The sequence below is a fragment of the Psychrobacter sp. T6-4 genome (assembly GCF_052258425.1).
GTDB lineage: Bacteria > Pseudomonadota > Gammaproteobacteria > Pseudomonadales > Moraxellaceae > Psychrobacter.
This window is the reverse complement of sequence record NZ_JBQQEZ010000012.1, coordinates 19,845-37,806: the sequence shown is the minus strand read 5'-3', so window position 1 is coordinate 37,806 and position 17,962 is coordinate 19,845. Positions and strand designations below refer to the sequence as shown.

Genomic DNA, 17,962 nt, shown 5'->3' with positions numbered 1-17,962 from the left:
GAAATGCACCCTACAATCTACACTAAATAAATCATCTCACTAAATACTGAAACTCAACCAGTGCAAATTCTGCTTCATCTAAATGCTCGTCTGCCACTACTGCGCCAATCACCGCGCTCACTTTTGGCTGTCTTGACTCTGTATCGATCAGTCGCCAATCACCTAACACATAACGTATTTTGTTATTAGTCGTTTGATGAATATCTGGGCGATGCGTATGCCCATGCAATAAGGCATCATCGTTATTAACCGCCTGCGCGACGGACTGCTCATTGACGTCCATAATGTAGGCCGCCTTTTTACTATTATTTTGCTTACTTTTGGTGCGTATGTTGTCGGCGATGGCGAGGCGCTTCTCTAATGATTTATTGAGCAGATACCATTTGGCCAGTGGACTGCGAATCGCTTTACGAAACAGCTGATATTTTTTATCATCTGTACATAGCGCATCACCGTGCTCTAGGCGAAAATCTTGCTCACCAATCGTCAATGGATAAGGTTCAGCAATCAGCTCACCGCCAAACAGATTGAGAAATCCTCGATCCAGTAGAAAATCTCGATTGCCATGCATGACCAAGATCTCGCAGCCCTGCACACGTAGCTGTTTTAGCCTATTGATTAAAGGGGTTAGCCAGTGGCTTGTGCGTGCCTCATCCTCTAGTGACAGATACATATCATCACCGAGCCAGACCTCAAACCAGTCGCCTAATATAAACAGCCGTTTAAGATTTGGCAGCGCTAAGCAGTCATTTAATAGCGCTAAAAAAGCCTGCACAAGGGCAGGCTCATCAAGCGATAAATGCAAATCGCTAATCAGTACTTGCCGTATATCATGCGGGCGAGTGGTGAGTAAGTGATCAAAGCTTTGCATCTATCATAACCTCTTTTATCTTATAGGCTATTTACAACTAAGGGGTAAATAGCCGAGCAAAAACTACTCAGAAACGACTTTAGCAGAGTTGATAACGACCGCCTCTTTTGGCACATCGGCATGCATACCGAAACGACCAGTCGGAACGCCGCGCAGTTTTTCGATGACATCCATACCACTGGTAACTTTACCAAAGACAGTATAACCCCAACCCTGCGCGTTTTTACCGCTATGGTTCAAAAAGTCATTGTCTTTTACATTGATAAAGAATTGGCTGGTCGCTGAATGCGGGTCTTGAGTACGCGCCATAGCGATGGTGCCTTTATCATTTTTTAGACCATTATCCGCTTCATTCTCTACTGGCGCATTGGTCTTTTTCTCATTCATTTGGGCGTCCATACCGCCGCCTTGAATCATAAAGCCGTCGATGACGCGATGAAAGATTGTTCCTTCATAATGCCCAGAATTGACATAATTTAAGAAGTTCTCTACTGTTTTTGGTGCTTTTTCTTCATTGAGTTCAATAGTGATGTTACCCATTGAGGTCTCCAACTCTACGACTGGCATGTTGCTCATGGTTATCTCCTGATTGTTTGCGTTGGTTAATGGATCGGGCTGACTGTCTGTAGTGGTCGTACTAGCGCTATTGGTGCTACTAACGCAACCTAATATAAATAAAGGGGCAAATAAGCTGGCAAACCCAAATGATTTGATAGCGTGCATAGATCTTCCTTGTGTCTCTAAAAGGCAATCCTAATTTAGAGGCTAGTCTAACGGCTTTTTCATGTCATGTCATGTATCTGGCTGTTAATGAGTTTGCAAAAGCTGATAGAATAACGCTAATTTATTTTTTATATAAAATTAGAGCCTACCGTAAAAGGCTTAGGAGCACAAATTAATGACTGAGCATACAAAACCTAACGAGCCAAAAAACGATTTTATCCGCAATATTATTCGCCAAGATGTAAAAGCACAAAAATACGAGAAAATCGTTACTCGTTTTCCGCCTGAGCCTAATGGTTACTTGCATTTAGGGCACGTTAAATCCATTTGCCTTAACTTTGGCGTAGCAAAAGAGTTCGATGGTATCTGTCATCTGCGCTATGACGACACCAACCCAACTGCTGAAAAGCAGGACTACATCGACAATATCAAAAACGATGTGAAATGGCTCGGTTTTGAATGGGCAGGGCAGGCACTACACGCGTCTAGCTACTTCGATCAGCTCTATATATGGGCGGTGCAACTGATAGAGCAAGGCGATGCTTATGTTGATTTGCAAACCCCTGAACAAATCAAAGAGAATCGTGGCTCATTTAATGAGGCTGGCACACCGTCACCGCAGCGCGATGCTAGTGTCGAGGACAATCTCAAGCGCTTTGCTGATATGAGAGACGGTAAGTTTGCCGATGGCGAGGCCGTACTACGTGCCAAGATAGACATGTCTGATGCTAATATGAATATGCGCGATCCGATACTCTACCGCGTCATGCATCAAGAGCATCATCAGACGGGTGATAAATGGTGCATCTATCCGATGTATGATTTTGCCCATCCTTTATCCGATGCATTAGAAGGCATCACGCATTCGTTATGCACGCTTGAATTTGAAGATCATCGTCCATTTTATGATTGGGTTGTGGCAAAGATTGGCTTTGAGACGCCGCCGCATCAGTATGAGTTTAGTCGCTTAAACGTCGATCATACGTTGACCAGTAAGCGTAAGCTCAAGCAGCTCGTAGACGAAGGTATTGTTGACGGTTGGGATGATCCGCGTATGCCAACGGTTGCAGGTATGCGCCGCCGTGGTTATACGCCTGAGGGCTTGCGCGACTTTTGTGATCGTGTTGGTGTATCAAAGGCAGATGGCGTAACTGATATGCGCCTGCTTGAATTTAGCATTCGCCAGTCCTTAGATGATACGACAGCACGCGGTATGGCAGTACTCAAACCGCTAAAAGTAACCATTACGAACTTTAGCGACGCGGTTAGTCAGTGGCAAGATTTAAAAGCCGATAGCGTCAACGCCCGCTGGGACGCAGACGCGCAAACCTTGTGGCTGACCCAGCCCAAGCACCCTAATGTCGATATGGGCGAGCGTGAGATTCCTTTTACTAAGGAGCTGTACATTGATCAAGGCGATTACGAGATAGAGCCGCCAGCAGGTTATAAGCGTCTGTCGCCACAAAAGCCTGAGATACGCCTGCGTAATACTTATGTACTCGCAGTCACAGAGCATATCACCGATGATAGCGGCAACGTTGTTGAGCTAAAAGCTACCATAGATCCGACCACTTTGGGACAAAATCCTGAAGGCCGCAAGGTCAAAGGCGTCATTCATTGGGTATCGGCGAGCCAAGGTATTCCTGCCACAGTACGACTTTATGAGTCGCTATTTAGTGTCGAAGACCCAAGTAGCGTCAGCGATGTCCACGAAGCACTGAACCCCAATTCATTAACCGTACTCAACGCAGTCGTCGAACCTTCGTTAGTTGAAGCGGATGCAGGCACGCGCTTTCAGTTTGAGCGCGAAGGCTACTTTATCTCAGATAGCCAAGAGCACAGTACCGATACGCCAGTATTTAATCAGATTGTCAGCTTACGTGATAGCTATAAGCCGGCTTGATGCCAATTTACAATCGTCTTATATCAGAAATTTGTCTGGCTTTATAAGGCAGACTCAACTTTTAATATGTAAACTCATAGCAATGATAAGAGTAACGCGTTTATGACTAAAAAATCGATTAACCTAGCACTACAAGGTGGCGGCTCGCATGGCGCTTTTACTTGGGGCGTTTTGGATCACTTTATGGAAGATGGCCGCGTCAGTATCGAGGGCATCACAGGTACCAGTGCTGGCGCGATGAATGCGGCGGTACTGGCGCAGGGCTACATGGAGGGCGGCCCAGATGGCGCGCGCGAATCGCTTGAGAAGTTTTGGAGTCGAGTGGCCTACATGGGCGCGCTTAGTCCTATCAAGCGTAGTCCTTTGAGTATTCTGACAGGGAGCTGGGCGATGGATGACTCGCCCGCTTATCTTATGATGGACTTATTTAGCCGCGTAGCCTCACCTTATAATACCAATCCTTTGAATATCAATCCGCTACGTGATCTGATTGAATCCACTGTCGATTTTGACAAGGTTAGAGCTTGTAGTGTACTAAAGCTGTTTGTAGCGGCAACCAACGTCCATACGGGCAAAATAAGAGTGTTTGACCGTGACGAGTTGACCGCAGATATGCTGCTGGCTTCAGCATGTTTGCCTTCTTACTTTCAAGCGGTTGAAATTGATGGCGTACCGTATTGGGATGGCGGGTATGTGGGTAACCCGCCTCTGTATCCTCTGTTTCATACGACTAAGTCCAAAGATATTATGATCGTGCAGATCAATCCGATTGAGCGCAACGAGACACCCAAAAGCGCGATCGAAATACAAAACCGTATTAATGAGATTACCTTTAACTCATCATTACTTAGAGAACTGCGCGCCATTGATTTTGTTAGTCGTCAATTGCGTGAGAACAAGCTTGATAGAACACGCTACACTGAGGTTCTAGTACACCGTATTGAAGCGACAGAACAGATCAATCCACTGTCAGCATCTAGTAAGATAAACTCTGAGTGGGCGTTTTTGACACATCTACGTGATATTGGCCGCGCTTCAGCGAAAGCCTTTTTAGACGAAAACTATGACAGACTAGGTGAGGAGTCTACCTTCGATTTGCGCCGCGAGTTTTCATAAACACGTGATACCAGCCTTAAACTCAACATTAGTAGTTTGCAATTAAGCCCATTTCAAGTAAGCTTGAGATGGGTTTTTTATAAGCGCAAAATATTAAGGACGAGGCAATGGCGAAATTTTTAAACAGTAGCGGCACAACTTACCATTTAGAAGAGCTGATTAAAAATGCTTCTGATCGGCTGATTATTATTAGCCCTTATCTAAAGCTGAACGAGCGTATCAAAGAGTTATTAGAAGACCGTAATCGTCTCAAAATTGATATTCGTATCGTTTATGGCAAAAATGATCTGCATCCAGAAGAGATCAATTGGCTCAAAAACCTTACCTTTATACGCACTAGCTTTTGCAAGAACCTGCATGCTAAATGCTACTTAAATGAGAATGAATGCATCATCACTAGCCTCAATCTGTATGAATTTAGCCAAGTGAATAACAATGAGATGGGTGTACTAATCTTTCGCAATGATGATGCCAAGCTATATGCAGATACTTATGAAGAAGCGCAGCGTATTATCCGTATCAGTGATGAGGTACGCATGTCACTTGAAAAAGTAAGCGAGAAGGCGGCTGCGACTGACAACAGTATTACTGATGACAAAAATAAAACGGTAGACAATCACTCTTCTACCAAACCAGTAGAGATGACACCCAACTATTCTAAATTAACAACGGCTAAACTAGCCAAAGAGCTGGGGCTAAAGACGCAAGAGCTCAATAGTAAACTACTTGAAGCAGGTTACTTAGAGGATAAAGAAGGCGAGCTGGTATTGACCGAGGCAGGACGTACAGCAGGCGGTAGTAGCAAACGCGGAAGATACGGTGAATTTTGCCTATGGGAATCGGGTATGGTTATCTAAATATTTATAAACAAAAGTATTCATGTATAGTTAAAAATGGAATAAATATCTTACAATTGCTCACAGCATAGTCATAACCGATTTGCTAAAGTAAGATTAGGTTTTGCCTAGCGACTATTTTGCCTAGCTGCTATTTATTGCGGTATACTTTAGTAGCTTGTCAACATCAGCGTGACTAAATGAGCGGCGCAGATAGCGCTAAGCGTTTGTACAATTAAAACTAAAATTCACAACAAGGAGCTTTACATGGCACATTTACGTTTAGGTGATGATGCACCAAACTTTGATGCGAACACCACAGATGGTCAGATTAACTTTTATGATTGGGCGGGTGATAATTGGGTAGTGTTCTTCTCGCACCCAGCTGATTTTACCCCAGTATGTACGACTGAGCTTGGCCGCGCTGCTGCCTTGAATGGCGAGTTCCAAAAGCGCGGTGTCAAGCCAATCTGTATTTCTGTTGATAGTATCGAAGATCATCATCAGTGGGCAAAAGATATCGGCGAGACACAAGGCACGGACTTGAACTTCCCAATTATCGCTGATCCCAATAAAGAAGTGGCTGAGCTGTATGACATGATGCATCCTAATGCTGACAGCACGCATACCGTACGTAGTGTCTTTATTATTGATCCTAACAAAAAAATCCGCCTGACTCTGACCTATCCTGCCAGCTGTGGTCGTAACTTTGATGAGATCATCCGAGTCATTGATGCTATTCAATTGTCTGATGAGTACAATATTGCCACACCAGTAGACTGGAAAGATGGCGATGACGTTATTATTCCGCCAAGTGTCAAAAACGAAGACATCGCGACAAATTACCCTAAAGGTCATACTGAGATTAAGCCTTACTTGCGTACTACGCCTGCACCAAACAAGTAAGTCGTATTTAGCATGCACACTAAGAGCCTCATAACGTCACGTTATGGGGTTTTTTGTTGTCTATTATTATTTCAAAGATTGATTGCTGTGCTAGACTCAAGACGTAGAATATATTAACGTAGCTTACTAACAAACCATTATCTTAAACCATATAAAAGGACTTTATCATGAAAAAATTATACGTGACCCGCACGGCTCCCAATCCACGTAAAGCACTTATTTTAATGGCGTCAAAGGGTATAGATATCGACGATGTTGATGATATCGATATTGTAGATATTGACTTTGGTAGCAGTGAGCAGATGGGCGAGGCATTCACGCAGATTAACCCGATGCAGACGGTGCCAGTACTAACCTTAGGGGATGGGACGGTGCTCAATGACTCACAAGCAATATGTGAGTACCTTGACCGCGTTTACGGCGAGCGTTCAGTCATGGGCAATGATGTGGTACAGCGCGCGCAAGTGTGTTCAATGCGCCGCGTCGCTGAGTTTGAAGTGCTCTACAACTTTATGTTAGCCTTCCAGCACAGCCACCCCTCAAAAGCTGAGCGCGTAGAGCAGGTAGCCGATTTTGTAACGCCGTCCATCAATCGTGCCTTACAAGCGCTACCTTATTTTGAAAAAGCTTTAGAGGGTCGTGATTATCTAGTAGGTGATCAATTGAGTTTTGCAGATATTGTCTTGTACTTAGGTCTGGATTTTGGGAAAGCGCTCAAGGTAAATCCAACTGAACAAGGGGACAATTTAGCTCGTTTTTATCAGCATATGCATGAGCGCTTTAGTATCAAAAATATGGCTAAAGCTAAGCCTGCTAAAGAATAGGAATATAAAACTCTTAAATGATCTAAAACGTTGTAAGGTTTTTGTGAGAAAAACAAACAAGTTTTTACAGCGTAATCTAATATTTGCTAGTTATGATGATATGAGTGATAAGTACTTCTTATCACTCATATAGTTTTTAGTTGAACCATTATTAATTTAAACTTTTATCTATAACGATATAGGTAGAATCTGCGTAAGGTGATAGCGGTATGACATCAGTATATAAAGTGTTTGGAGTGTTGGTTGGCGCCGCTTTAGGTATTAGCGCTTGTAGTGATCCTGCGCAGAGCAGCGCTTCAAACGTAGAGCGCTCAAGCATAAATGATACAGACTTGTCTGATGATACTATTGCCCCAGCTGATAATACCACCACCTTAGCTGATGAACAGGCACCTTCTGTTGATAATAGTAGTGCAGAAGACAAATTGATTGATGATCTTATTCAGTATCGCTGGATTTTGGTAGATGCACTCAGTGATGAGAGTCAACCTTTAACTTCACTTTTAGATATCAAAAATCAAGTCACTGCATCGTTCATCCAGCGTCAAGGCAAAAACAGCTTAATCTATAGCGTTGGCTGCAACACGATGAGTGCAGGCTATCAGCTACAAGGCAATGAGATGACAATCGACAACAGCATGAGCACTAAAATGTCATGTGCTGACTTAGATTTGGTTGAAAATCGCTTGAACGATTTAATGCAAGGGGTCAATCAGTTAGAGCTTACTAATGATAAAGACAATGGCTCGATACTAACTCAAATAACTGATAATGGAGTTACTCTGCAGTGGCGCGGCAAAATGACGGCAAAAGCTAAGTATGGCAGTCGAGGCGAGACGATATTTTGGGCAATAGATGCTCAGACTACGCCGTGCACAGATAATAGCGCGCAAGTGTGCTTACAAGTAAAACCTGTAGTGTACGACGATCAAGGTATAAAGGTTAGCGAGGGCGAGCGCGTAGAGTTTGCAGGCACTATAGATGGCTATGAGCATAGTAGTGAGTTCGATCAAGTGCTACGTTTGCACCGTTATGCTCTAAACGCTAGCAATAATAGTATGCAAACTGCGTCAAACAATAACTATGCTTATGTGCTTGACACTATTGTTGAGCAAACTGAAGTCAATTAATTAGCGTATGTTACCTAGATCCTCTTCGCTTAGACGCCAGCGTCCTTTTTTCTTGGAGCTACCGCGTCCGCGCATGGCACTGTTAAGTATCAGCTTGTTCATAGAGTGACTCGAGTGCGCATGACAAATTGCGCAGGCGAGACCATCTGCCGCATCTTGCTGAGGCACCACATCTAACGACAGTATGCGACAAACCATTTCTTGTACTTGCTCTTTGGCGGCTGCGCCATAACCACAAACCGCTTGCTTAATCTGGCGCGCGGTATACTCTGACACTTCTAAGTCCAGCGCTACCATAGCGGCAATAGCAGCTCCGCGCGCCTGACCGAGCTTGAGCGCTGAGTCGGGGTTTTCTGCCATAAATACTTGCTCGATAGCGGTATAAATAGGCTCATTAGCATATTTGATGTGATATTCAGTAATGCGAGTGAGACCGTTAAATATGCGCTTTAGGCGCTCGGGCATCTCTTTGGTATCCGTACGAATAGTACCTGCATCAATAAAGGTTAGTTTGTCACCGGTTTGCTGGATGATGCCATACCCTGTCATACGAGAGCCTGGATCTATTCCAATAATAATTGCCATAAGGGTCCGTTTTTGTGTTGCGTATATTTTGTTTGGCAGCTTTGCACTTAAAATGCGGCGCTAAGTTTGATAGTATAGCAAGCCATCCCCATATACATCATACGTTAACGATTTTTTATTGACGATTACATTTTAAGTTTTTTACAGGACGACATTTTATGGGTCAGATAGTTGGTATCGCCATTGTTTGGTTTATTATCGAGATGCTCATTTGGTATCTGATTGCTCAGACCATTAGTGGCTGGTGGGTATTTATATGGTTTATTATTGCCGCTGTTATCGGCATCGCGCTCATCCGTAAAGGTATGGCGGCGCTAAATCCTATGGCGCAGCAAATGAAAGCTGGCGGCATGATGAACCCATCCATGCGCCCGCAAGAAGCCACAATGCTCAAAAGCGTAGCGATGGCTGGCGCAGGTATCTTGTTGTTGATACCAGGAGTCATTAGTGATCTGATCGCGTTGCTACTGGTCCTGCCACCTGTTCAAAAGAAGCTCAAAGATGTCGCTAATAACTATGTTATGAACAATCAGCAAAAGATGATGGAGATGATGGCAAAACAGATGGGTGGACAGATGGGTGGCCAAAACCCATTTGGCGGTATGAATGGCCAAAACCCATTTGGTGGACAAGGCGGCATGAACAATCAAAGCCCCTTTGGTCAGCAGCCAAATCCTTTTGAGCAACAAAACCCATTCGGTGATGTTTTTAAACAGAACACTACCATTGACGGTACTGCCAAAAATATCCCTAAAGATGTCAAAAAGATTACTAAGTCTGCCAATGATGAATAAGCGTTAGTTCTTATTTTGTAGTGCTCTTTTGATACTTATAAATTGGTACTCATAAAAAAGCCCCTACCTTGAAAAGATAGGGACTTTTTCGTACTACTCAATACGATTTTCTTAATACAACTCTCAGTAGCATATCAGCTAAGTGACAAATCATATTAATCATATAAAACAACCGAAGTGTCGCCGTAAGATGGTGACCCATGAACCGTGAAGTTCAGGGCGGATACGTCATCATCTCTGCAGGTTTCCTGATACACCGCAAGCGGTGCAGGCATACACAATGAGATAATAGATAGCGCATCCTGGTAAAGCATTATCGGCTCAGGGAATAAACATCTACTAGCCAACACTTCAGAATATAATCATAGTAACCAATGAATTAGGCTAATGCAAGTGCGATTACAGTTTGATACGTAGCTTTTGTACTAAGGTGCTTATGAGCTAATTGTCTAACTCAAACGTGAGTAAATGAGTAAAGAATGCTCAGTTTTCAAGTATTTTAAGATGTGTGGTAATATATAGGGCTTTTAGTATCCCAAATAACGGCGTTCATTCACTTGAGGAGCGGTAATCTATGAGCAATACGCAGACCCAGCCTAAGTCTACTGATGACAGTCAGACACATACTGACGATCAGAATAATAAAACTGATGATCAGAATAATAAAAAAACACCTCATGTTTTGATGATTTTGGATGGTTTTGGTCATCGTGAAGAGAGCGATGATAATGCGATAGCTGCCGCAAATACCCCGCATTTAGATAGTATCTACCAGCGCTATCCGCACGGACTGATATCGGCATCAGGTGAAGATGTTGGTTTGCCCCAGGGGCAGTTTGGCAACTCTGAGGTAGGTCATATGAATCTGGGCGCAGGGCGCGTGCTGTATCAGGATTCAACACGGATATCAAGTGAGCTTGTCAGCCGCGAGTTTTACAAAAACGAAGCGCTGGTGAACGCTGTGAACGCTGCTAATGACAAAGGTGGTAACGTGCACATTATGGGTCTGGTCTCTGATGGCGGCGTGCATTCGCATCAAGATCATATCGAGGCTATGTGCCACTCAGCACTGGTTCATGGTGCTAAAAATGTCTTTGTCCACTGCTTTTTAGATGGTCGTGATACACCGCCTAAATCTGCTGATAAATACATCAATCGTCTGCGCGAGCATATCAATAAATTGAACGCTCATTATGAAGGTGGCCGCGTGCAAATCGCTAGTATTATTGGTCGCTACTATGCGATGGATCGTGACAATCGTTGGGATCGCGTGCAAAAAGCTTATGAGCTGATTACCGAAGGCAAAGCCGATCGCATGTCAACTCGTGCTGATGGCGCGGTACAAGCGGCTTACAAATCACGTGAAACCGATGAATTCATCAGCCCCACAACCGTTATAGAGCACGGCGAAACGCCTTTTACCGTTGATGACAACGATGCGCTGATCTTTATGAATTTTCGCGCAGATCGCGCCCGTGAGCTGGCGCAGGCGTTTATACTACCTGATCATGAGTTCTCAGGTTTTGCCCGTCAAAAGCAGCCAAAGCTTGCCGCCTTTGTCATGCTAACCAAATACTCAGATGAGCTTGCAGACAACCCAAAAACCAGCGTTGCTTATTATCCAACTTCGCTAAACAATACGCTCGGTGAGTTTTTGCAAGATCACAACAAAACCCAGTTACGTATCGCTGAAACTGAAAAGTACGCGCATGTCACCTTCTTTTTTAGTGGTGGCCGTGAAGCTGAGTATGAGGGTGAGACGCGTATTTTAGTGCCGTCACCTGATGTGGCCACTTATGACTTACAGCCTGAAATGAGTGCGCCTGAGCTTACCGATAAGCTCGTCGCTGCGATTGATTCGGGTAAGCATGATGTCCTCGTTGTCAACTATGCCAATGGTGATATGGTCGGGCATACGGGCAATTTTGCTGCTGCGGTAAAGGCGGTTGAAGCGTTAGATGAATGTGTAGGCCGCGTTGAATCAGCGGTACGCGCAGCAAATGGTCATATGCTTATCACCGCCGATCATGGTAATTGCGAGCAGATGCATGATTATGATAGCGGGCAGGTGCATACTCAGCATACGACTGAATTTGTGCCTTTGATCTATGTCGGTGAGCAGCCGGTACAAGTGCGCAGCGGCGGTAAGCTTAGTGATGTCTCACCGACGATTTTGGCCTTGATGGAGATGGCGGCACCAGGCGAGATGACTGGTGAGAGTTTGCTGGTTAAAGCCCATTGATGTGCCTAAGATTAGTACGTCATTAAAGCTATACGCTTTATTAGATAGTATGACCTATAACTGCTACTACTGATCATTAACACGTTTGTCTACCGTAGTGAGCATTGATTAAGGGAGAGATACTATTATCTCTCCCTTTTTTATATGGCTTAGGGCGTTTAATTACACTATTATTAACGAGATATCCTCTTTGTTTTTTAGATGAGTCATCTATGTCCTACCTGCGATCTTCTATCTACACGGCTTTGAATAAGCCTATAGTACTGCAACCTACAGCGATAATGCATTACGCATTAGCGCTCAGCTTGTTTGGGTCATTGAGTATCATAGGGAGCAATACTTATGCTGCGCCTACTGACAAAAATACGCTTAAAGTTAGCGCTATAAGTCTCTCAAGTGAATATGACGATAGCGACAGTGATGCCGATGACGATGTCGATAGCGCTCCTGATAACAGTGCTTTGGATGACAGCGATGACTTCGGTAGTGACAACTCTGATGATGATTTGGAGTATCCAATGGACGACTCCGATGATTTGGATTCGGATATACCAGAGGAGGTGTCACGCGTTTCTCTCAATGCTATTAGTCCTGATACGCTAAAGACCTTTGTCAAGGTCGTCGGTTTGGTACGGCGAGAATATATCAATGCGGTAAACGATGAGGCACTATTTAATAATGCGATTAGCGGTATGCTGACTAAGCTTGATAGTCATGCTGAGTTTTTGGATGCAGAAGCTTATGACAACCTGCGTGCGTTTACCCAAGGAGATGTTGGAGATATCGGTATCACCGTTATGTATCAGCCTCAAGCGGGGTACTGGGTAGTCACGGACGTCATCTCCGACTCGCCGGCAGACGAAAATGATATCGATGTTGGTGATTATTTGCACCAAATTGATGACTTTGAGCTGGACGAAAACAACAGAAGTAATGATGTCAAACAGCTATTGTCTGGTATTGCTGGTACGCAGGTAGATGTGGTTACCTCTAGAGCAGGTAGGCGCAAGCATACAACGACGTTACAGCGTAATAATAGTAATCCAAAAGCCATAGAAACCCGACTAGTCGATGGTATCGCTATCATCAAACTGCCTGTATTTCAAAATAACAGCCGTGAAAAAATCATTGAAGGCGTGGTCGGACTTGACGCGCCAGTCTCTGGTATCTTGCTAGATGTGCGTGATAATCCAGGCGGCGTATTATCGTCAGCGATTAATATTGCTAGTCTGTTTATGACAGATACTGACGTGGTACAAGTCAAAAGCCGCAATGCAGATCCGCGTACGCTTAGCACCAAAGGCGTCGCTATTCTCAAACCATTACCTGTGGTGATCTTGCAAAATAGATATTCTGCCTCAGCAGCGGAAGTGTTAGCAAGCAGCCTACAAGCACAAAATCGCGCGCTGATCGTCGGTGAGATCAGTTATGGTAAAGGTTCGGTGCAGTCTGTGATTCCATTAGATAACGAGCAAGCTATCAAGCTGACTGTCGCGCATTATCTAACCGCAAATGGCGGTGAGATTGATGCAATCGGTGTTAAACCTGATGTCATGCTATTGGATAAAGAAAAAACGTGGGAGGCGCAGGCGCTGTCTATATTGCGTGAGCAGATACAGACTGACGGCATACGCTTTATAAATAAAAAAGAACAAAAAACCCAAGGTCAATAAGTTATGAATAATACAGCCATCTAGCGTTTTACCAAGTGACAGAGATATAACCTTACTGACTTGCTGCTAATCTACTTGCTTATCTTCTGCGATATCTAGTTTTTTCATACGATATCTTAAGGAGCGAAACGTAGTCCCTAAACGCTCGGCGGCTTGAGTTTTATTCCAGTCAGTTTGTTTCAAAGCAGTGAGAATCAACTGTTTTTCTTGTTCTAACAGATACTGCTCGAGTCCCTCTACTGGCAACTGTTCTACAGAAGTTTGAGACACGATCGCATTAGCATCAGTCGCTTGCTCGTCAGTAGAGGTGACGTGCTCTGGTTTTTGCTGACCAATCGGATTATCAAAAGCGGCCGCGCCGCGCTCGATCGCTAACGTGTGTCTAATAGCAGAAGGGTAGTGCTGAGTGGTCGTCCGATAAGGATACGCCGCCGTAGAATGCGGTTTGTCTATACTATTATCTTGAATGCTACTATTATCTTGAATGCTACTGCTATCTTGTGTAGTCGGCGGTACTGCGTTGTCAGCCGCATGATCGTCTGCAAGACTGGTTTTTGCGTTTGTCGTTTGCTCTGGTGCTGATACTTCACCAAGTCCTAAATGGGTGACATCAATCACTGAGGTATCAGCCAAAGTAATCGCGCGCTCAAGTAAGTTACGCAGCTCACGCACATTGCCTGCAAACTCGTGTTGCTGCAAGCGCAGGCAAGCCTCATCGGTAATTGTCGGATGCGTATCAAGTTGCCATTCGCGCGCGATCATATTCAAAAAATGCGTCGTCAAAATAGGGATATCATCACGGCGAGTATTGAGCGCCGGCAGTTTAAGCTCGATGACGTTGATGCGATAATATAAATCTTGCCTAAATGTACCCCTTTGTACCAATTGATCTAAATCTTTGTGAGTCGCTGATAGTATACGTATATCTACAGGCACCTCTTTGGTATCACCAATGGCGCGGACGTTTTTTTCTTGAATAGCTCGCAGTAGTTTGACTTGCATGGCAAGCGGCAAATCAGCCACTTCATCTAAAAATAACGTACCCCCATTGGCTTGTTGAAACAGCCCTTGTTTATCTGCGACCGCACCTGTAAAGCTGCCCTTTTTATGACCAAAAAACTCTGACTCCATCAGCTCTGAGGGAATAGCGCCGCAGTTTACAGCGACAAAACTACCCTCGCGGCGCGGACTTAAGTCATGAATCAAGCGCGCGACGACCTCTTTGCCCGTGCCTGACGCGCCAGATAAGAACACAGGCGCTTGCGAGCGTGCCAGCTTGAGTACCGTTTTTTTGAGCGTGAGCATAACCTTAGCGTTGCCGATAAGGCGCTCATCTAACATCTGCTGTTCAGGATTTGACTCAGGTTCAGATTCAGCTTTATGATCTTGGTGAATTACCTTTAGCGCACTCTCTACCAGTTGCCGTAGGCGCGGAAGCTCAAGGGGTTTATTGACAAAATCAAAGGCACCAATCTTTAGAGCCTCAATAGCCAGATCCATACTGCCATAAGCAGTAATCACCGCAACTGGACTGGTTGAGCTATTACTAATGAGCTTGACCAGATCTAGACCTGAACCATCAGGTAAGTTTAGATCCGTCAAACAAAAATCGTAGTGGCTCTCTTGCCAGTATTCTTTTGCCTGCGCCAAAGTATAAGCGACATCACTTTTGATACCCATTTTAGTCAAGGTAATTTGCATCAGACGACATAGATCAACTTCATCGTCGACGACAAGGGCAGTCGTGGTCATAGATATCCTTATTGTATTCAGGTAGCGCAGACAGCTATCGGCTTATAAAGTGCTCGTTCACAAAGTGCTGAATGTTATAATATCAGTATATAACGACTTTTAGTTTACGTTCTCATCATTTGTTTGTCGATAGCAGGAGCAATTAGACGAAAACAAGTTTTTTCGTGTTCAGGGACATACGTTAAGCGCGCTTGATTAGCCTCGCAAAAGGCTTGTGACAAATACAAACCCAAACCTGTACCTGAAGTATCTGTAGTAAAAAACGGGTTGAACAACTGCTCTATGTCGGCCAAGTCCACGCCTGCGCCATCATCTAATATATCAATAGCTATTTCATTATTGATGTAATAGATCTCAATTTTGACATAAGCGTGAGGGTGCGAGTAGCTGCTGTAACGCAGGCCATTGTTAATCAAGTTGATCAGTACTTGTTCTAATTGATGCGGATCAAATTGAATCATGGGCTGATCTTGAATACTCAAAAACACATCATGCTCTTTAAAGTAATTTTCTATAAATTCAGGTATCCACCCGGCCAAAGCAATAGCTTGCTGCGCTGCGCTTTGCTGGCGAGATAACTTTAGAATGTCTTCAATGATACGATTGACGCGTTTGGTTTGCGTAAATATCATCTTGTACAGTTCGTGGTTGTTAGCCACCGATGCTGACAACTCACTCTCGTTTTCAGCCTCCAAAGTATCTTCCATCAATAGCTCGCTGGCTTGGGAGATAGTGGCAAGAGGGTTTCTGATTTCGTGTGCGATACTGGCAGTCAATTGACCTAAAGATGCCAGCTTTAACTGCTGCGCGCTGGCTTGTTCGCGGCGTAAATCTTCTAGTATGATAAGTTGACTTGAACCCTTTAAAGGAGTGAGTTGTACGCGCAGTTTACCAACGATAGAGGCGCTATCTGATTTGGGTAATTCATAAATAAACAGACGCGACTGACCGGGTGCAACAGACAGGCAACCTGCAAACAGCTGCGGATGACGCTGACTAAATTGCTCCTCAAAGCGAGAGGCGATATTGAGCAGCTGATGGGCGGCGCGGTTGGCTAGAACCACGCGCTTTTGGTCAATGACAATGACGCCGTTGACCATTTGTTTGATAACCTCTTGATTGATAGTGTTGAGCCGCTCTACCTCGTTTGAGTGCTTAGCGGCTAGCTTTTCAACTTGTACCAAACGTTGTGATATCGACCAGCTCAAAAACCCGACGGTCAAAAAGCTGGCGGACATAAGGAGCGCGTCGCCAAGATTGCTAAGGCTCATGCTATTAGCAATAGCATAAAAAAACTGCTGGTAAATAACAAAGATAATCGCAAGTAAGGTGATGATCAACGCCTGTGACCCGCTTAGCAACATAAAGCTTGCCGCCACGACCACCATATAGAGCATGGTGAGCTGTAAATCAGGCGCGCCATTGGTATATAGCAGCAAGCTTAGGATCACAATATCTAACGCTAAGCCAAATATTAGTTGCTGGCGTGGCTCTTTGGTCACGACATAAAACAAACCTAACAAGATTAAACTGAGGATGACATAAAAAACGAGAGCAGTCTGCTGTAGTAAGCTTGGCAATAATGAGCTGTCATCAGAACCGATAGAAGCATAACTCATCAGTATGAAAAATAGACTTATGACTAATCGGTAACTGCTATAGATCAGTCCAAGCCTACGCAGCTGCGTAAGCGGTAGCGTATCGCCTCTTTGCAGATATTGAGTTAAGGCCGACGCCGCACTAGTCGCATATTTCATATATCAATCAGTAAAGGTAAGAGGTTGGTTGAATATAACGTAAGGCTGATTTGGTTTTGACGATAGTTGTTGTTTCTATTTCTATCGATATTATTGAGACTAAGACTAAGACTAAGACTAAGACTAAGGCTGAATCAAACCATGACGTATTGCTAGATGGGTAAGTTTGACGTCGCTATCGACACCGACCTTTTCGTAAATTCGGTAGCGATAAGTGTTGATGGTTTTGACACTGACAAATAATTGATCCGCAATCTGCTGCGGGCTTTGACAGTTGACCACCATCATAGCGACTTGTTTTTCGCGATCACTTAATAGATCAAAAGGGGAGGCTGCTTTATCTGAAAGCAGCACTTCTGCCAATTGCTCAGCGACATCGTTGCTAAAGTAACGCCCGCCTTGATAGACTTTTTTGACCGCACGTATCATCTCATCTAATGGCGTACCCTTAGTAATATAGCCATTCACGCCCGCCTTTAGCAGCATAGAAGGGTAGGGCTGAGCGACCACGCTACTCACTGCCAAAATTTTGATGCCCATATCCAACTGAATCAAGCGTTTGGTGGCTTCAAGGCCGCCGATGTTTGGCATATTGACATCGAGCAAAACGACATCAGGACGCAGCTGTTTGGCAAGCTTGATAGCCATGTCGCCACTGTCCGCTTCGCCTGCAACTTCAATATCTGGACTGTCTGATAACATACGGCTGATGCCCATACGTACCAAATCATGATCATCTACTACTAATACTCGAATCATAGTTTTACTCTTTGCTATCTATCATTATAGGGTATAAATTGTAAAGAAAATGGGCGCAGCATTAACGACTATACTTTGTAGGCATGTTCGA

The 17,962-nt window shown here is 44.3% G+C and carries 15 protein-coding genes and 1 other RNA gene; 9 read left to right on the top strand and 7 right to left on the bottom strand.

The genetic code is table 11. The features are described from left to right. Positions 1-31: 31 nt before the first annotated feature. Positions 32-871: a UDP-2,3-diacylglucosamine diphosphatase gene (locus ACTXGE_RS09495; RefSeq protein WP_435950511.1), complete on the bottom strand. Its 840-nt coding sequence runs from the start codon at positions 869-871 to the stop codon at positions 32-34. A 63-nt stretch (positions 872-934) separates the two neighbouring features. Beyond that, positions 935-1,447, bottom strand: a complete 513-nt coding sequence (locus ACTXGE_RS09490; protein ID WP_443541491.1) for a peptidylprolyl isomerase — start codon at positions 1,445-1,447, stop codon at positions 935-937. Between the two features lie 322 nt (positions 1,448-1,769). On the opposite strand from ACTXGE_RS09490, the gene ACTXGE_RS09485 reads away from it, so the two are divergent. The 6 genes from ACTXGE_RS09485 to ACTXGE_RS09460 all read left to right on the top strand — a co-directional run bounded on the left by ACTXGE_RS09485 (position 1,770) and on the right by ACTXGE_RS09460 (position 8,309). After that, positions 1,770-3,497, top strand: a complete 1,728-nt coding sequence (locus ACTXGE_RS09485) for a glutamine--tRNA ligase/YqeY domain fusion protein (RefSeq protein ID WP_443541397.1) — start codon at positions 1,770-1,772, stop codon at positions 3,495-3,497. A gap of 102 nt (positions 3,498-3,599) precedes the next feature. Next, positions 3,600-4,613 (top strand): patatin-like phospholipase family protein, encoded by a 1,014-nt coding sequence (locus tag ACTXGE_RS09480; protein WP_443541398.1) that lies wholly within the window; start codon positions 3,600-3,602, stop codon positions 4,611-4,613. 107 nt (positions 4,614-4,720) lie between these two features. Beyond that, the gene (locus tag ACTXGE_RS09475; RefSeq protein WP_443541399.1) at positions 4,721-5,470 is read left to right on the top strand and encodes a phospholipase D family protein; all 750 of its coding nucleotides are present in this window, start codon (positions 4,721-4,723) and stop codon (positions 5,468-5,470) included. A gap of 246 nt (positions 5,471-5,716) precedes the next feature. After that, the gene (locus ACTXGE_RS09470) at positions 5,717-6,355 is read left to right on the top strand and encodes a peroxiredoxin (protein ID WP_443541400.1); all 639 of its coding nucleotides are present in this window, start codon (positions 5,717-5,719) and stop codon (positions 6,353-6,355) included. A 167-nt stretch (positions 6,356-6,522) separates the two neighbouring features. Beyond that, positions 6,523-7,179 (top strand): glutathione S-transferase family protein, encoded by a 657-nt coding sequence (locus tag ACTXGE_RS09465; protein WP_435950519.1) that lies wholly within the window; start codon positions 6,523-6,525, stop codon positions 7,177-7,179. A 209-nt stretch (positions 7,180-7,388) separates the two neighbouring features. Then, entirely contained in the window at positions 7,389-8,309 is a 921-nt protein-coding gene (locus ACTXGE_RS09460; RefSeq protein WP_443541401.1) for an META domain-containing protein, read from the top strand. On the opposite strand, the gene ruvC is transcribed toward ACTXGE_RS09460, so the two are convergent. Continuing rightward, positions 8,310-8,894, bottom strand: a complete 585-nt coding sequence (ruvC, locus tag ACTXGE_RS09455; RefSeq protein ID WP_443541402.1) for a crossover junction endodeoxyribonuclease RuvC — start codon at positions 8,892-8,894, stop codon at positions 8,310-8,312. 158 nt (positions 8,895-9,052) lie between these two features. Here ruvC and ACTXGE_RS09450 point away from each other — a divergent pair, with 158 nt between their 5' ends. Then, positions 9,053-9,688 (top strand): FxsA family protein, encoded by a 636-nt coding sequence (locus ACTXGE_RS09450; protein ID WP_443541403.1) that lies wholly within the window; start codon positions 9,053-9,055, stop codon positions 9,686-9,688. Between the two features lie 165 nt (positions 9,689-9,853). Here ACTXGE_RS09450 and ssrS read toward each other — a convergent pair. Next, a non-coding RNA gene (ssrS, locus tag ACTXGE_RS09445) (6S RNA) lies at positions 9,854-10,049 on the bottom strand. Between the two features lie 213 nt (positions 10,050-10,262). Between ssrS and gpmI the strand changes: the two genes are divergently transcribed. After that, positions 10,263-11,930: a 2,3-bisphosphoglycerate-independent phosphoglycerate mutase gene (gene gpmI, locus ACTXGE_RS09440; protein ID WP_435950521.1), complete on the top strand. Its 1,668-nt coding sequence runs from the start codon at positions 10,263-10,265 to the stop codon at positions 11,928-11,930. A gap of 212 nt (positions 11,931-12,142) precedes the next feature. Next, positions 12,143-13,603, top strand: coding sequence for a S41 family peptidase (locus tag ACTXGE_RS09435; protein WP_443541404.1), 1,461 nt, complete (start codon positions 12,143-12,145; stop codon positions 13,601-13,603). Between the two features lie 66 nt (positions 13,604-13,669). Here ACTXGE_RS09435 and ACTXGE_RS09430 read toward each other — a convergent pair whose 3' ends face one another. From ACTXGE_RS09430 to ACTXGE_RS09420, 3 genes are all read right to left on the bottom strand, one after another. Then, positions 13,670-15,355 carry a sigma-54-dependent transcriptional regulator gene (locus tag ACTXGE_RS09430; protein WP_443541405.1) on the bottom strand — a complete coding sequence of 562 codons (1,686 nt, stop codon included), beginning with the start codon at positions 15,353-15,355 and terminating at the stop codon, positions 13,670-13,672. A gap of 104 nt (positions 15,356-15,459) precedes the next feature. Then, a complete protein-coding gene (locus tag ACTXGE_RS09425; protein WP_317199914.1) occupies positions 15,460-17,112 on the bottom strand; it encodes a sensor histidine kinase in 1,653 nt (550 codons plus the stop codon). Between the two features lie 123 nt (positions 17,113-17,235). After that, complete coding sequence (locus ACTXGE_RS09420; protein ID WP_317199915.1) at positions 17,236-17,871, bottom strand: response regulator; 636 nt, start codon at positions 17,869-17,871, stop codon at positions 17,236-17,238. Positions 17,872-17,962: the final 91 nt, after the last annotated feature.

What these genes read in the sequence shown, in the direction of transcription:
- ACTXGE_RS09475 (WP_443541399.1), top strand. Translation starts at nt 4,721, where the DNA reads ATGGCGAAATTTTTAAACAGTAGCGGCACAACTTACCATTTAGAAGAG.
- ruvC (WP_443541402.1), bottom strand. Translation starts at nt 8,894, where the DNA reads ATGGCAATTATTATTGGAATAGATCCAGGCTCTCGTATGACAGGGTAT.
- ACTXGE_RS09490 (WP_443541491.1), bottom strand. Translation starts at nt 1,447, where the DNA reads ATGAGCAACATGCCAGTCGTAGAGTTGGAGACCTCAATGGGTAACATC.
- gpmI (WP_435950521.1), top strand. Translation starts at nt 10,263, where the DNA reads ATGAGCAATACGCAGACCCAGCCTAAGTCTACTGATGACAGTCAGACA.
- ACTXGE_RS09435 (WP_443541404.1), top strand. Translation starts at nt 12,143, where the DNA reads ATGTCCTACCTGCGATCTTCTATCTACACGGCTTTGAATAAGCCTATA.
- ACTXGE_RS09470 (WP_443541400.1), top strand. Translation starts at nt 5,717, where the DNA reads ATGGCACATTTACGTTTAGGTGATGATGCACCAAACTTTGATGCGAAC.
- ACTXGE_RS09450 (WP_443541403.1), top strand. Translation starts at nt 9,053, where the DNA reads ATGGGTCAGATAGTTGGTATCGCCATTGTTTGGTTTATTATCGAGATG.
- ACTXGE_RS09480 (WP_443541398.1), top strand. Translation starts at nt 3,600, where the DNA reads ATGACTAAAAAATCGATTAACCTAGCACTACAAGGTGGCGGCTCGCAT.
- ACTXGE_RS09485 (WP_443541397.1), top strand. Translation starts at nt 1,770, where the DNA reads ATGACTGAGCATACAAAACCTAACGAGCCAAAAAACGATTTTATCCGC.
- ACTXGE_RS09420 (WP_317199915.1), bottom strand. Translation starts at nt 17,871, where the DNA reads ATGATTCGAGTATTAGTAGTAGATGATCATGATTTGGTACGTATGGGC.
- ACTXGE_RS09425 (WP_317199914.1), bottom strand. Translation starts at nt 17,112, where the DNA reads ATGAAATATGCGACTAGTGCGGCGTCGGCCTTAACTCAATATCTGCAA.
- ACTXGE_RS09495 (WP_435950511.1), bottom strand. Translation starts at nt 871, where the DNA reads ATGCAAAGCTTTGATCACTTACTCACCACTCGCCCGCATGATATACGG.
- ACTXGE_RS09460 (WP_443541401.1), top strand. Translation starts at nt 7,389, where the DNA reads ATGACATCAGTATATAAAGTGTTTGGAGTGTTGGTTGGCGCCGCTTTA.
- ACTXGE_RS09430 (WP_443541405.1), bottom strand. Translation starts at nt 15,355, where the DNA reads ATGACCACGACTGCCCTTGTCGTCGACGATGAAGTTGATCTATGTCGT.
- ACTXGE_RS09465 (WP_435950519.1), top strand. Translation starts at nt 6,523, where the DNA reads ATGAAAAAATTATACGTGACCCGCACGGCTCCCAATCCACGTAAAGCA.